The organism is Sphingomonas xanthus (assembly GCF_007998985.1).
GTDB classification, from domain to species: Bacteria; Pseudomonadota; Alphaproteobacteria; order Sphingomonadales; family Sphingomonadaceae; genus Sphingomicrobium; species Sphingomicrobium xanthum.
In genome coordinates, this window is the sequence record NZ_CP041659.1 from 250512 (window position 1) to 265653 (window position 15142).

The following is a 15142-nucleotide window of genomic DNA, read 5'->3' on the forward strand; positions in this document are numbered from 1 at the left end:
AAAAGAATGGTGGACTGTCTTGGGCTCGAACCAAGGACCGGCCGATTAAGAGTCGGCTGCTCTACCAACTGAGCTAACAGTCCACGCTGTCTGGATGAGGGGCGATATAGCGCCAAGTTTTTGCACATCAAGCCCCTTGTAATGCATTTTCCGATGTTCCATATTTGTTCCGTGAAAGAGCCGATCCGTCTCATCGATCTCTCAGGCGTCCGCGAGATTGAGGCAGCGCTTCATATTCCTGGCCGCCAAATACTTCCTCAGTTCGATGATCTCGAAGATCGCATCGACGAAGTATCCCGACGGATATTTGGATTGAGTAGGAGCGAAACTGAATATCGGTTTCGCCATCCACACGCATGGGACGATCAGCTGGACCGCGTTCGGTGGGATTCGTCTGAAGATTATGAAAAATGGGAATTGAACTTCGAGCTCGATCCCTGGTCCGATGGAGATGAAGACTACTGGGAAGCGAACGGCTGGGACATCTGGCATGATGACGGAAGCGAGCTCCGAGTATTTCCTTACCTCTATCGACAGATCATATGCGTTATTGAGCAACTATTGCCGGAGGCACGGTTGTCTATAACCGGGAATGATCCGAACCCTGAACGGGACGCCGAAGACTGGGGCAGACATATTCAAGGTGAAGCTTGTCGCTTCCAGCAACGCAAACCACCGTCATAGTCAGCTGCTCTAATTTTGAGGCCTCAGCTCCGATTTCGGGTTAACCGATATCATTGAAAAACAACGATTTTTGTTACGATAGGGTAACATCTTCTCTTAATCAGCGGGTCCTAGGTTCGAGCCCTAGTGCGTCCACCAGCCTTTTCAAAGGCTTATGAATGAACCGGGTTATCGACGACTGGTTGCGTAATCACCTGGTAAGCGCGCTACGAACGATCATGGATTCGCCCCGAGCGACCTTCGCTCGATTCTGCTGAAATAGGCCATAAGGCAGAACATGGCCGTTTGCCGACTGGCAGGAATTGGTCGATGGGGCGCGATTAGCTGCCATTCGCTGGGGCCGCCGTCGACCTCGCCCAGGGTGCGATCGACCGAAATATCCTGGCGTCCTTTCCGATGTCGTCGAGATGGGCTTCGATGAAGGTCCGCGCTTCGTCTTGGGTCGATGCCCAGATCCGATCGACCGAAGATGCGAGCGTCGTGCGATTTACCCGCCTGATCAGTTCAGCGGCGGGCATTTGGCTAAGGATCGTTTCGCTCTCTTCTGATCGCGTGCCGATGAACAGCCGGTCAGGTGCGATGGGGAGGTGAATCATGAAGCCCGCCTTGCGCAAGCCGCCGTCCCAATAGATCGGGTCGTCCGCCAGAAGCAGCTTGGCCTCTGCAGGTTCGAATTCACGAAACCACCATTTAAGGCCGGCGAAAGCATCAGTTACCTCGTCATGCGTGATCATCCGTGGCAACCACGAGGTGAGGCTCCTCGCTTCCAAGGCGCCGGGGAGATTCTCGGCAAACCACTGCTCTGTTGTGACCGAGCTCGCTGGGAGCGTAGTCTGGTCGAATTCGGCGAGGAAAGCCTTCATCCGCGCGATTCCGTCCGTGCGAAGGAAATCTAGGACGTCGGGTTGCCGCACGCGCAACGAACTTAGGAAAAAGGTCCAAGCGATATGCTCGTCTTCGCTTATCGGAGCATGTTGCTCTAACTTCTCTAGGACTTTGGAGGCATTTTTGTCGATCGGCCCAAAAAGCTTCCGCTCGAGAACGTCTTCGGACAGCCCAATTGCGTTGGCGATCACCGCGTAGAGGTCATGCTCGAACCCAGTATATTCGGGTGCACGTTCGCTACAGACAAGTCGGCCGTTGCACATTGCAAAGACATAAAGCTTGCCATTGGCGTTGGACCACCGACGCAAAAGGAATTGGGGGACATAGTGGTGCTTCAGGGCGCTTCCTCGTCGCCAGCGATCGATTCAATGGCCCATTTATTGGTTCCACTGCAACGATCTCGTTCTGCAGGCTAGTTATCGCCGATCGTAGCTGCTTGCCTAGCTGCAGCAAGGAAGCGGACCATCCGCGCTCGCCTTAGTACGACTAAGAGCTGACTGCGCACGTGTCTGACAGATCCCGCGACCCTGTTCGCAGGCTTCAATCAGTAACGCATCCGCCGCATAATCTTCGCCTCATTGTCCTCCCATTCCGCTTCGTGGAGATAGCTCAACTCTAGCTCGTGCAAGATCGCAGCGACACGCGGGTGCGTGTACTCCATTGCCTTGGCCCAGCCCGCATATTTTGCCGCTATGGCCCGCTCCTGCGCGCCGCCTTCGCCTCTCCAATGCGCCCCGCGTGAGTTGCGCTTGGCAATTTGCAAACCGCGCCCCAAGTCTTCGTTAGCTACTTGTTCAAGCGCGTCGCGCACCGGCATACAGGGCCACACGCCGTCTTCTGCGGCGGGAGCGTGAGATAGCAATTGCCCAATGTGGCTGTCGCCAACACCCGATCTAGCAACGGCAGCGCAACCGGCCCTGACTTGCTCTACCCAGTTTACGATCCGCTCGGCGCAAAGCTCGCCGTTTTCATCGTGCCAGGGAATTGCACCTAGCCGCTCAAGCAATCGATAACAGGAATTGGCGCGAGCGGAGTTTTGTTCTTCTGAAATTTCAAGCTCGGGAGTGTCATTGCCCTCGTCGTCGCGACGATAAACGTAGCGGACTGCCTGCACGAAAAGCTCGGGATGGGCTTCGATCTGCCGACCTAGATTCACAAGGCCCACACCTTCGTCGTCGTCGAGCACATCGATGAATGCAAATTCCAAGCCTGCCATTTCATCGGTAGACATCTGACCGCTGGCATTCAGCAGTTCGAAAGCACCTCGAAGGTCGTGCGGATCGAGCAGGTAAGTGCCCGCCGCCTCATCTGAGCCGCGACGGATCGCGTCGAGAAGGTTGAAGAGGTCGCGCGGTTGCAGTTCCTTGAGTTCGAAATGCGCAAACTGGAAAGCGGCGCGCGGTCTCCCGGCCTCGACCAATTTTTTTACGGCGTGTCGAATATCGTCCTCCGTCCGATTCCAGCCCGGTGTGATCTCCTTCCAGTATCTTCCGGCCAGTCCCGCTTTCTCGGCCACGTCCCAGGTCAAGCGGTCAAACGGAGCTGCAAGCAGGATGGGTACCGCCGTGTCGGCGCCTTCCCCGGCTACGATGGAACTTAATACATCGAGCCCGCGATTTCTCGCCTCCGCCAACGCGCCGCCGACGACCGAGGCCTTTGTGCCCTCTATCGGCTTACCGTTCACAATTTGCTTGAGCGCATCCTTAAGTTGCTCGGCGTCCGCCAGCGAGCTGGACAGAAACCAGCCGACATTGTGCTGAGCCTGACCCATTTCGGCCAAGCGCATTACTGCAACCACACCCCCTTCTGCGAAGACTTCCGAGACCGCCTCCCCCCGCAGCGCGGAGATGCGTTCCTCGCGTTTGCGAAAGTCGAGGTCATCGTCATCGAGCTCATCGGCAGATTCTTCGACCCACGATTGCTTAAAGAGCCATGCGTGACGCAGCACGACATCCGACGGCAGAAGTGCATCATACGCCTGCCTAGCGCGATCATCTGAAACGCCTTTGCCTAGCTTCTTCTTGCGCTTAACGGCGCGGCGACCGAATGCCGTGATCCTGATTTTCTCACGAAGCCATGCGCGATCTTCTGCGCTGGCATCTGCAACCCAACAGTCGACGACATCCCACACCTGCGGGTGCAGCACTTCATCCAACCCTTGCAGATTCTGAATCAAATCGCCGACGGTCGACCGGGTGCGATGGGGCCAAGCCAGGGCCAGATTGAAAGCATGCACGGCAAACTCGTTGCCCTCGCCTACGGTGACGACATTGCCGTATCCGTGGCCATCGGTCCCGGCAACTCCGAAGGCGCTCCGGTGCTCTCCACCGCCACCGGTTGAGAGAAAACCTTAGAGGGGCGGGTATCATTCGCTGCGGGAATCCCGCGTTCTAGAATGAGCGTAAACTTGATGAAGTCAACGGTATTTGATGTACTTACTGCGAAGAATCCTGAACTTGGCTTGGACGTAATGCCTCACCGTCTACCAGCTTATACGTGCAGGTATTAGACGGGTGGTCAATGCATGTGGTCTCGAAACTCATCAAACCGCCATTTGCTATTAGCGAACTATACGAGCGGTTGCTTTTTTTATCCCGGCATTTCACTTTGACCGTATTCTGTATTTGCTCAGCCGAGCAAACGTAGTCGTGAAATTCAAATCTCATATGGCCGGAGGCCGGAAAAACAATCGGATAACGCCGTGCCCTGATGCCGCCCTCTACTTTTTCGAATATCAACGAGAAACCAACGTCTGACTGAAGCAATTCGTCTCGGGAGTAATCAATTCCGCCTAGGTGGACGACTCCATTTTCGATCAACGCCCGTGTTGGCCGTTGACCGGGCGGATCATTTATCGACTCGTACAAGGGCCATTTTGCACTCTCAAAATCGACTTGCTGTCTTAGCATGGAGCATCCCGCAGCCGTTTCACTCGCAAGGAGCAGGATCATCGCGGCATATGACATCTGCTGCGTCCGAATAGGGTTTTTTGTGCGTCGCAAAACTGCGGATCTGACGGAGCTCATTGTCGTGATAGTGGATCGCCTCATGATAGAATGTCCTCTGCAAGTCGTAGCTACGGCCGGTCGTTGCTCTATCAAACAATGTTATGGGTTGGCCGGGGCCGCTTAAGGCTCTGGTTTCATGCGGCTGGCGTATCGTATTCACGTCTAAATGCGTTTTTATGAGCGTGCTCGCAATCTGAGCATAGGTGAACGTCTGTGACGCGGTTCGCTCCAGTCGGCTCCCCATCGGGGTATATTTAAGGGTAACTGTCACTTTCGTGTCGGGGTTCGCCTTGGCGGTATTAACGGCTCGTTGGAGCGCATTGGTAGCTGCCGCTACCTTGGCTTGAGTCGCTGAGTCCTTTTGATAAGCATCCCTTGACGCGTACTTCGAATCTCCGTTTACCGAATCGACCCTGCATTCCGTTCCATCATCTTTGCAGGAAGTTCCGGTGGGATCTGTCTTGTTCACCGGATCATTCCCCACATAGGCGTAGAGGTTGACCTGATCCTCGTACCCGATGGGATCGGTCTGCAGGAACCGCCCCAGCGTGGGCGAGTAGATGCGGGCCTTGTAGTGGTACATGCCGAGCTCGGGCAGCCAGACCTGGCCGGTGTACTGGAACCGGCCCTGGTTGGCGGCGGCCGGGATGCCATACTCGTCGTAGCTGTTCTTCGCCCGGTCCGTGCCGTCGTTGTAGATGAGGCCGGCGATCGAGCCGCGCTCGTCGGGCAGCAGGAAGCTGCGGGCCGAGGCGCCGACCGCGGCGGCGTCATACTGCACCACCGGATCGTCGACATTGTCGGAGTGGACATAGCGGCGGATAAGCGTGCCAGCACTGTCATATTCGGCGACCAGCTCGTCGCCGTCGTAGAGGAAGCGGGTGTTGGTGGTCGGGCCGGTCACCTGGAACAGCCGGCCCATCGGATCCCAGACAAGGCTGGCGTTGCTGGCGCCGCTGGCGCTGACCAGCCGGTTCTCGATGTCATAGATGAAGCTGGTCGAGCCATCCGAGGTGAGGTTGCCGTTGGCGTCATAGGTGAAGCTCGCCGGTCCCGCAGCGCTGTACTGGTTGAGGCCGTTGGTCGAGTAGGTGCGGTTGACCGTCACCGCGCCCGACCATGAGTAGGCATCGTTGCTGCGGCTCTGGCTGATAATCTGGCTGGCCGGGCTGAAGCCCTGGGAGATGGTGAGGTCGCTGGCGGTGCCGGCGGCGGCATCGTGGGTGAAGGACGACAGGCGCCCGACCGGATCGAAGCTGAAACCGGTAACGAAGGCATTGCCCGACGTCGAGCGCTGCAGCGCGGTGATCAGGCCGCGGCTGTCATAGCTTGCCTGGATCAGCTGCGCGGCTCCGACCTGGCTGGTCCCCTCGTAAATGTTGCTGACCCGGCCCAGGCCGTCGCGGGCATAGCTGAACCTCTGGCCGTCATGATGGGTCAGCTCGATGCGCTTGGCTTCCCGGTCATGGGCGTAACTCAGCGTCCGGCTCAGCCCGGCCATGAGAATCGTGCTCGAGACGAGCTCGCCAAAGCCGTTGTAGACGCTGGTGATGCCATCGCCGCTCAGGCTGTCGAACCGGGCCTTGGTCATCAGCCCATCGATGTCATAATCGTAATAGACATCGCGAGTCTGCGCAGCGGTCAGGCCGGCGCGCGAGGGCACCACCTTCAGCGTCATCCGGTTCAAGGCATCGTAGCTGTAGGTCAGCGTCGAGCCGTCGCGCTTGCGCAAGGAGGTGCGGTTGCCGGCGGCGTCATAGCCATATTGCTCATAATCGGCGGCATTGATCGGGCCGGCGGTGGTCAGCGTCGTGGCATGGGTGGTGTCGTCAAACGCGCTCGGCCGCGTGGCCTGCGGGAAGACCCACTTCACCTGCCGGTCGAAGCCGTCGTAGACCAGCTCGGCCCGGTTGCCATTGGCGTCGATCACATAGCGGCGCTTGCCGTTGGACGTGTAGCTGTAGGTCGCCTCGGCCACCTCGAACGGGGTTCCCACCCCTTCGCGCACCTGGATCAACTGACCGGCGATATCATAGACATTGCGGGTGATCCGGTCGGGGCCGTTGCTGCCCTCGGCGCTGGTTACGCAGGCGCTCGCCGGAAGCGAGCCATAGGCAGCGGGGTTCATGCGAACCGCGGTGCACTCCAGCCAGCCGACAGCGTTGTAGCTGTACTGGGTCAGCCCGTAGGCAACCCCGTCCGAGCCGCGCCTCGTCTCGCTGGTCTTCTTCCAGGCATTGTCATAGGCATAGTCGACCGACGACTGCACCGTGAAACCGGTCCAGCTTGCAGGCGCCACGGCTTCCGACTGCCAGCTCGCCAGCTCGCCGGTCTCAACCCTAACCAGCTGGCCCTTGCCATTATAGCTGTTGCGGATTGCCGCATGGCCCAGCGGACCCGCCCCGTCCGGATCCGGCGCGATCGTCCCCACCACCCGGCCCAGCGCATCGTAGCGGACCGCCTTGGTGTAGGGCGATGGGGACGTCTGGGCGGAGGCAGGGGCTGCGAGCAGGAAGGCGGCAACGCCGCCCAGGGTACCCATGGCTTTGGCTATAAACACGTGCCTCACGCCCCCCCTTGCAACGTCATGAGCAGCTTGTCAGATTGGCGTTGGGGGCATTAGCCTCCAGTCAGATCCGCTTCTGCGCTCGAATTGCTAAACCCTAATACGGACCATTGCATCTTGGCGTCGAGTAACGACCTTTGCTTATGTCGTATTTGAATCTAATAGCTATGCAGCCGCCACCACTTGGAATCGGAAAATCTTGCACTTCCTTTAGCCATTTGCCTTCACCGGGCCTAACGAGCTCAATCTCTCCTGGTTCATTGCCACAAGGAAATTGCCTCTCGTAGTTTTCTCGACAGAATTTTTCGACCTCGTAGAAATGGCTGCCATGTGCCACGTATAATACTTCGATCTGCCTTGGTTTCGTTTCAACATAGTACTTGGAATATGCGCCTAGAGGAAGCGCATCTTTTGGAAGCTTAATAGACTGATCAATGCGTCGCGCCATAGCATCTTGTGATCCAAGAGATTGATCTTGACAGGAAGCCAGCAAGCAACCAGCCAACACTATCCGTGACGTTAACATCATTGTCCCTTCAAATTGTGCGACCGGTAGTATTAACACCCCATTGTTTCGCCCGTATCAATGCGGGTAGCGGTGCCCCTACAACCAGTAATGGTATCGCCCTCAATGGACCAAGGAGCGCTTTTGTCTGTCTTTATTGGTTTATCGCCGTACTTGTCTTGTTCCTTTCGACCGGAACTTCTATTGTAGTGGTTTTCGACTTTCATTGCGTCGAGTTCCCTAAACTCGATCGTAGTTTTCTCGTCGATGCCTGTCTTTAATCGGCCGCGGTCGGTATCGTACCCATGTCCGAACAATCCATGGGCAACCATCGTGTTGAGGTCTCTAGAAAGCCAATCAACCCCTGTTCGATATGACGGATCAATTCTTGTAGTGGAGCTCGTTCCCATTCCATTCGAAGCCTTATGCGGTATTATCGGCGTGTTTATCTCTGGCTCCCCTCTCAAGTTCGCTTCAAATCTGACCCTATGTACGTTTGGGGATTGTATAAGCAATATGAGGCGCGCTTGCAGTGCAGGACTCGAATTTCCTACGGATTTGATCGCTGCCCTGAGCAAGTTCCTGTCGTCCGCCGAACCGCTAATAATTATCTTTTGCCCGTTAGTATCCGAAAATTTGATCGGATCATTGCTGACATATGCGTAGAGGTTGACCTGATCCTCATATCCGATGGGATCGGTTTGCAGGAACCGGCCCAGGGTGGGCGAGTAGATGCGGGCCTTGTAGTGGTACATGCCAAGCTCAGGGATCCACGCCTGGCCGGTGTACTGGAACCGGCCCTGGTTGGCGGCAGCGGGGATGCCGTACTCGTCGTAGCTGTTGATCGCGCGGGCGGTGCCGTCGTTGTAGATGAGGCCGGCGATCGAGCCGCGCTCGTCGGGCAGCAGGAAGCTGCGATATGAGGCGCCGACCGCGGTGCCGTCATACTGGACGACCGGATCGTCGACATTGTCGGAGTGGACATAGCGGCGGATAAGCGTGCCAGCACTGTCATATTCGGCGACCAGCTCGTCGCCGTCGTAGAGGAAGCGGGTGTTGGTGGTCGGGCCGGTCACCTGGAACAGCCGGCCCATCGGATCCCAGACAAGGCTGGCGTTGCTGGCGCCGCTGGCGCTGACCAGCCGGTTCTCGATGTCATAGATGAAGCTGGTCGAGCCATCCGAGGTGAGGTTGCCGTTGGCGTCATAGGTGAAGCTCGCCGGTCCCGCAGCGCTGTACTGGTTGAGGCCGTTGGTCGAGTAGGTGCGGTTGACCGTCACCGCGCCCGACCATGAGTAGGCATCGTTGCTGCGGCTCTGGCTGATAATCTGGCTGGCCGGGCTGAAGCCCTGGGAGATGGTGAGGTCGCTGGCGGTGCCGGCGGCGGCATCGTGGGTGAAGGACGACAGGCGCCCGACCGGATCGAAGCTGAAACCGGTAACGAAGGCATTGCCCGACGTCGAGCGCTGCAGCGCGGTGATCAGGCCGCGGCTGTCATAGCTTGCCTGGATCAGCTGCGCGGCTCCGACCTGGCTGGTCCCCTCGTAAATGTTGCTGACCCGGCCCAGGCCGTCGCGGGCATAGCTGAACCTCTGGCCGTCATGATGGGTCAGCTCGATGCGCTTGGCTTCCCGGTCATGGGCGTAACTCAGCGTCCGGCTCAGCCCGGCCATGAGAATCGTGCTCGAGACGAGCTCGCCAAAGCCGTTGTAGACGCTGGTGATGCCATCGCCGCTCAGGCTGTCGAACCGGGCCTTGGTCATCAGCCCATCGATGTCATAATCGTAATAGACATCGCGAGTCTGCGCAGCGGTCAGGCCGGCGCGCGAGGGCACCACCTTCAGCGTCATCCGGTTCAAGGCATCGTAGCTGTAGGTCAGCGTCGAGCCGTCGCGCTTGCGCAAGGAGGTGCGGTTGCCGGCGGCGTCATAGCCATATTGCTCATAATCGGCGGCATTGATCGGGCCGGCGGTGGTCAGCGTCGTGGCATGGGTGGTGTCGTCAAACGCGCTCGGCCGCGTGGCCTGCGGGAAGACCCACTTCACCTGCCGGTCGAAGCCGTCGTAGACCAGCTCGGCCCGGTTGCCATTGGCGTCGATCACATAGCGGCGCTTGCCGTTGGACGTGTAGCTGTAGGTCGCCTCGGCCACCTCGAACGGGGTTCCCACCCCTTCGCGCACCTGGATCAACTGACCGGCGATATCATAGACATTGCGGGTGATCCGGTCGGGGCCGTTGCTGCCCTCGGCGCTGGTTACGCAGGCGCTCGCCGGAAGCGAGCCATAGGCAGCGGGGTTCATGCGAACCGCGGTGCACTCCAGCCAGCCGACAGCGTTGTAGCTGTACTGGGTCAGCCCGTAGGCAACCCCGTCCGAGCCGCGCCTCGTCTCGCTGGTCTTCTTCCAGGCATTGTCATAGGCATAGTCGACCGACGACTGCACCGTGAAACCGGTCCAGCTTGCAGGCGCCACGGCTTCCGACTGCCAGCTCGCCAGCTCGCCGGTCTCAACCCTAACCAGCTGGCCCTTGCCATTATAGCTGTTGCGGATTGCCGCATGGCCCAGCGGACCCGCCCCGTCCGGATCCGGCGCGATCGTCCCCACCACCCGGCCCATCGCATCATAGCGCACTGCCTTGGTATAGAGCGAAGCAGAGGTCTGGGCCGAAGCAGGCGCCGCAATGAGCAGGGCAGCAGCCGTTAATGCCACTGCCACCCCGGCAACGGTGCGGTTCATGACCCACCACTTCATGGGCAACTCGTCAAATTGGCGTTGGGTGTCGTCTCGCTGATCTTCCGGCCCAGCGTGTCATAACCGAAGCACGTGCGGCGCGAGATCCCGCCTGTCGTGACCACGCTCCCGCGGGGAAGCAATGCGTTAATTGCCGGTACGGACGGATACTCCAGAGTGGTAACCCTGACCGGAGCCGTATTGTCACATACTGGGGTACTTCCGCCGGCGACTGTCTGGCATTCAGTTTCCGAAGTCACAACCCAGACCGGGCTTGTCGCCTGCACCAACGATCCGGATGAATCCTTTACGTAAGCATTGCGCTGAGCCCAATTCGTTATCTTCAAAGGCCGCGGCCCGCCTGCGGTGGGCGCCGGCTTCATTTCGCTCAAAACCCCGCCATGATTGGAGTCATACGTAAAGTTTGTAGTTCCTCCCCGCGCATCGGTGACGGTCAGCGGCTTGTCGCAGATCTTGGGATTGGTGCAGGCGAAGTTCGGCCATGTCGCTGAGGGGTTAACCGAGTAGGTCGCGGTGGTAACAATATCAGCCAGACCGCTGCCCGGTTTTGCCACCTGCCTGACCTCAGTCGGTTTGGTCCAACCGCCCGTGTAACTATATCGTGTTTCGTTGCCCTCGGGCTCTGTTTTTCGGGCGGGAACGTTGACAAGTCCGCCGCCGGCCCAGGCAAAGCCAAACGTGGTTTCGCGCCCCAGCTCGTCGCGGATCTTGCTCGGCTTGCTGCCGCCCGGCCCGAAGCCTTCGTAGCGGATGGTTTTGCCTAACGGATTGGTGACTTCCGTCCAGGCATTCTGGCGTTCCGAAACCCACCAGGTCTGCCCTTCAGTCTGATAATGATATGTCCAGGTTGCCCCATTCGCCAGCGTCTGCGTGAAGACTTTGCCGCTGATTGGATGGAAGGTCAGAGTCACATCCGGCGTGGCGCTGCCCGGCGACTGAATGGAGGACAGAGTTGAATCGTAGCCATAGCTGGTCGTCTGTCCGGTCGGGTCGGTAAACCCGAGCATTTGGGCACTGTTCAATCCACCCCAGCTATAGGTCGCAGCCGGAGCATTGCTTGGACATGCAGTAGCAACATGTTCAGCTGCCAGATTAACTGCACAGACCTTCGTAACACGACCAGCAGTGCCATAGTGCACACCTAGGCCATAGCCATGATTGTTCGTGATTAAATAGAATCCTGATTGTCTGCTGAAGTTAACTTGTGTGCCGTCCGAGCTGGTTACCGAAGTGACCACACCTCCTGTGCCCGACAATGATCCAAAATTAATCACGACCCCATCAGGGCCATAATAGGTATACGGTCCGTCCGTGCCATGCTCTACCAGGACATGATAGCCACCGGAACCATCCGTGTAATAGATATCCGACGAGCCGTAGGCTTTTTCAAAGGTCTCAGACGTGCGGCCTATCGTAATTGTATAACGATAGCTGAACATCTGGGGGCCATTCGGCTCTTCGACAAACGCCATACGGTCGAGGTCGATGTCGAAGTTGTGGGAGGCCCCATAACCAAAAGGGCCAACTTCCTCACGCACGCCGTAATAGCGCGTAAACTCGAGCCCGCCCGGTGCTCCCTGGGGGCCTACTGAGATGTCGGTATGGGAATAGAGGAATGTGCCGCGGTGAAGATCAACCTGACCCTCGCCAATGAAATATTCCTTCTGTGGCGGAAGACTCTGCTGCCCATGCAGCGGCGGCGACACAAAGGAGGCGCCGATTGCCAGCAGTGCAATCCTGGCAGCTAGACTAGCGGAACGCATTTGATCTCCCAGCCGTAATATTGCCACATCCAAAAATGCTTAGCCGATCGTCCCTTCGCCAACGGACTGAGGCTGGGGACAACTCGGGCAGGGATCCCCCCCGCCGTCATCGTCGAAAATCGTTCCGACGCCCTCCTCGGAGTATTCGACACAAGGACGGTTAGCCGAACTGGACACAGGTGCGTTCTCATCTTCGTATCGGATGATGAGATCACCGAGCTTTTGAGGAATCTCCGCGTACCGGACCCGACGAAACAAGCGCCTCTTACAATCGGGGCAAGTGCCCTTGAAGTTGGCCGAAGTCGGCGTTTTCGGTTCCAGGGTCACAACTCCGCCGCTCGGTCGCCGCGGCTTGCGGCAGGGCGTGCAGAACAGTTCGCCTGGCCGCAGCGGGCAGCGGGGCGGATTGAGAGCCAGCAAGAACTCCGCGATCACCCAACCCTTGAAGAGGTAGGGCCGCTTCCGATCCACCGGCACAAGGCCAAGCGAAATCCAGCGACTGATCGTGTTCTTCCCGACCCGAAGCAGCTTAGCCAACTGCGGGATGGTGTAGAGACGATACGAATGCAACAGCCGAGTGTTGTAGCGCTTAGTCACTGCCGGCGGTCGCCGGCTTTTCGGAGGTGCTGCCAATCAGCCTTTCCGTCATCCACTCATCGAGGTCAGCGGGGCGGTACCGGACCAAGTGGCCCAGTTTCAGATAGCGAGGACCCCCGCCAAAGTGCCGAAGCTTTTCGACGGTCGACTTGCTGAGGCCCAGGTAGTTCGCTGCCTGCTTGGTGCCCATCGGCGATTCTGGCGCCATCGGAACGTCCCTCCATCGTGCCGCCACTCGCGGCGGCGGTCTGCAATTTCGTTCGCGCGTGCCACCTAGAAAACCGGGCAAGGGATCACGAATTTCGAGATATTTCCTTTTCAGACTTTTTGGGCCGGCCCTGGAGCGGCCAATTCAAGCGCTTTGCGGCACAGGTCCAAACCTTGCGTGCGACGTACTCGGGGAGATTGAACCGGCTCATGAGCTGGTCGAGAAACGTCGCTTGTAAGCCAGTCTGAGCCGGCAATTGGGTGAGCTCAGTTTCCAGCCAATGTACGGCCGCCAGGTAAGTTGCATTGTCCCAACGACGTCTCGCAGCCATCCCGTGAGCGCGCTTGTAGGTAACAACTGACCGGCGATCGATTATCGGATCCAGGAAGCCGTCCCTTAGTAGCTTGGCTGCACCTTTGAAGCTTTCACTGAACGTGAAGTCGAAGCGCTCGAGCTGAAGGAACGGTTGGCTCTCAATGCCAATAACGAGAAAGCGAAAGTTACGGAGCTCGTCGACGCCCAATTCGACTTCCCGGTGACCAAAGCGCTCGCGGGCCCGAATTGTGATGGCTCCTTCGCACGCCGCATCGGCCAATTTTTGCCATTCTTTTGGAAGCTGACGTTGGACTTGTTCCTTGAACTCGCGCGGGTGCCTATCAATCCAAGCGATCAGGTCGGCAATTTCGAATGCGTGATCGAATGACAGCCAGGTTAGCCCCGAGGCGAGCGAGATCCAGGCCGTGCGCATCGGCGACTTTTGGGGCAATCCGTACCTCACCCGGCGGCGCTTCGCTGTGATGCTGTGCATCTCAGCACATGTTTGGCCCACTCGTTGAGCGCTGCCCGCTTCTCAGGCTCCCAGTTGTAGGTCTGATAAACGCCAACGATGCCGCTTCTGGAGCCACTTACATGGTTGAGAACGGCTTCGGTGACCTCCAGCCGGGTCCCGAGCCTTTGGAGTCCGGTGGCGACCGTTCGGCGGATGTCGTGAGCGCGCCAATGAGTGTATCGATCACCAATCGCGGCCGCCATTAGGCTGTCCAGTCTCTTCTTAGCCTTCGAAAAACCCGAAATTGGGCTCTCTCCCGTCGTGGTGAAGACGAGACCTGACCGCGGCCACGCTGAGCCGCCGGCAAGCTCATCAAGCACTTTGATTGCTGGCAGGCTCAAAGGCAGTTGATGGGCCTTCGAGTTCTTGGTTCGAGCTGCAGGTAGAATCCATTCCCGTTTCGGCCGATCCAATTCGGACCAGGCCATCCGGGCAACTTCCTCACGTCGCTGCGCAGTGAAAATAAGCAGCTTAAAGTAGGGCTCGAACGGCTTCCCCAGGCGATCGAGATTAAGGAAGGCAATTCCTAGCTCCTCGTCGGACAGCGCGCGGTCTCGAGCAGGAACCGGGGGTGGCGCTTCCATTCCCTCCATCGGAGATCGCTCGAGGTCGCCGCGACTAATGGCCCAGCGAAATAGCTTCCTCAACGTGGCATGGGTAAGGCGTGCCACTGCTGGACGATCCATCAGGCGATCCCAAATTGGATTGAGGTCGGAACGAGCAATCTTGGGCAGCGGTTTATTCCGAAGCACCGGGATTGCCTCGCGTCGAAGGACACCCGAGCCCAATTGCCACTGCTTCCATCGCTTCTTGAGATAGTTTTTGGTGAACGCGTCGACATAATCGTCAAAGGCCAATTCGACGGCTTGCCGGCGCCGCACCTTGTCGGCTTCAACAGGGTCTATGCCCTGCCGCACAAGAGTTATTAAGCGGATGGCTTCCTTACGAGCCGCATCGGGTGTCCAGGGCGAACCGTGGGAACCGATCGTGTAACGGCGGCTCGGAGTCTCTCGGCCGCCCATTCTGTACTGAAGGACGTAGGACCTGGCGCCCATCGCGGTCAGGCGGAGGCCGAACCCCTTCAACTCGTCATCCCACAGGAAGGCGTCTTTAGCTCCTGCCTGGAATGCGTCGACCGATCGTTTCGTGATTTTTCCCGTCGGCATTATCGGGCCCTTCAAATAAGCACGATATAAGCACCGTACCGGAAATGGGCTGCCAAGGGAAGAACCGCGTTGCGCACATAACATATTGTTTTATTGCGATTTTCTGAAACTCGCGGAAAATATCCGCAACGCTGAGAAAGCCAGAAAATATGACTCTTAATCAGCGGGTCCTAGGTTCGAG

Annotated in this window: 11 protein-coding genes and 1 tRNA gene; 1 reads left to right on the forward strand and 11 read right to left on the reverse strand. The window is 58.1% G+C overall.

What is annotated here, in order from left to right:
- Nucleotides 1-7: 7 nt before the first annotated feature.
- Nucleotides 8-83: transfer RNA gene (locus tag FMM02_RS01190), tRNA-Lys, on the reverse strand.
- Nucleotides 84-141: 58 nt separating this feature from the next.
- Here FMM02_RS01190 and FMM02_RS01195 point away from each other — a divergent pair.
- Nucleotides 142-684 carry a hypothetical protein gene (locus FMM02_RS01195; RefSeq protein ID WP_187107804.1) on the forward strand — a complete coding sequence of 181 codons (543 nt, stop codon included), beginning with the start codon at nucleotides 142-144 and terminating at the stop codon, nucleotides 682-684.
- Between the two features lie 320 nt (nucleotides 685-1004).
- On the opposite strand, the gene FMM02_RS01200 is transcribed toward FMM02_RS01195, so the two are convergent.
- The 10 genes from FMM02_RS01200 to FMM02_RS01245 all read right to left on the reverse strand — a co-directional run bounded on the left by FMM02_RS01200 (nucleotide 1005) and on the right by FMM02_RS01245 (nucleotide 14961).
- Nucleotides 1005-1934: a DUF4238 domain-containing protein gene (locus FMM02_RS01200; RefSeq protein ID WP_147493155.1), complete on the reverse strand. Its 930-nt coding sequence runs from the start codon at nucleotides 1932-1934 to the stop codon at nucleotides 1005-1007.
- A gap of 179 nt (nucleotides 1935-2113) precedes the next feature.
- Nucleotides 2114-3745: a hypothetical protein gene (locus FMM02_RS01205; RefSeq protein ID WP_147493156.1), complete on the reverse strand. Its 1632-nt coding sequence runs from the start codon at nucleotides 3743-3745 to the stop codon at nucleotides 2114-2116.
- Between the two features lie 259 nt (nucleotides 3746-4004).
- The gene (locus tag FMM02_RS01210; protein WP_147493157.1) at nucleotides 4005-4535 is read right to left on the reverse strand and encodes a hypothetical protein; all 531 of its coding nucleotides are present in this window, start codon (nucleotides 4533-4535) and stop codon (nucleotides 4005-4007) included.
- The gene (locus FMM02_RS01215; protein WP_187107806.1) at nucleotides 4498-7119 is read right to left on the reverse strand and encodes an RHS repeat-associated core domain-containing protein; all 2622 of its coding nucleotides are present in this window, start codon (nucleotides 7117-7119) and stop codon (nucleotides 4498-4500) included. The genes FMM02_RS01210 and FMM02_RS01215 overlap by 38 nt, the downstream gene beginning before the upstream one ends.
- Before the next feature lie 582 nt (nucleotides 7120-7701).
- On the reverse strand, nucleotides 7702-10398 hold the full coding sequence (locus FMM02_RS01220; protein WP_147493159.1) for an RHS repeat-associated core domain-containing protein: 2697 nt from the start codon (nucleotides 10396-10398) through the stop codon (nucleotides 7702-7704).
- Nucleotides 10395-12161: a DUF6531 domain-containing protein gene (locus FMM02_RS01225; RefSeq protein WP_147493160.1), complete on the reverse strand. Its 1767-nt coding sequence runs from the start codon at nucleotides 12159-12161 to the stop codon at nucleotides 10395-10397. Before FMM02_RS01225 ends, FMM02_RS01220 begins: the two co-directional genes overlap by 4 nt.
- Before the next feature lie 39 nt (nucleotides 12162-12200).
- Nucleotides 12201-12758 (reverse strand): helix-turn-helix domain-containing protein, encoded by a 558-nt coding sequence (locus FMM02_RS01230; protein WP_187107807.1) that lies wholly within the window; start codon nucleotides 12756-12758, stop codon nucleotides 12201-12203.
- Nucleotides 12751-12966: a helix-turn-helix transcriptional regulator gene (locus FMM02_RS01235; RefSeq protein WP_147493162.1), complete on the reverse strand. Its 216-nt coding sequence runs from the start codon at nucleotides 12964-12966 to the stop codon at nucleotides 12751-12753. The genes FMM02_RS01230 and FMM02_RS01235 overlap by 8 nt, the downstream gene beginning before the upstream one ends.
- A gap of 85 nt (nucleotides 12967-13051) precedes the next feature.
- Complete coding sequence (locus FMM02_RS01240; RefSeq protein ID WP_147493163.1) at nucleotides 13052-13714, reverse strand: hypothetical protein; 663 nt, start codon at nucleotides 13712-13714, stop codon at nucleotides 13052-13054.
- A 26-nt stretch (nucleotides 13715-13740) separates the two neighbouring features.
- A complete protein-coding gene (locus tag FMM02_RS01245) occupies nucleotides 13741-14961 on the reverse strand; it encodes a tyrosine-type recombinase/integrase (RefSeq protein ID WP_147493164.1) in 1221 nt (406 codons plus the stop codon).
- Nucleotides 14962-15142: the final 181 nt, after the last annotated feature.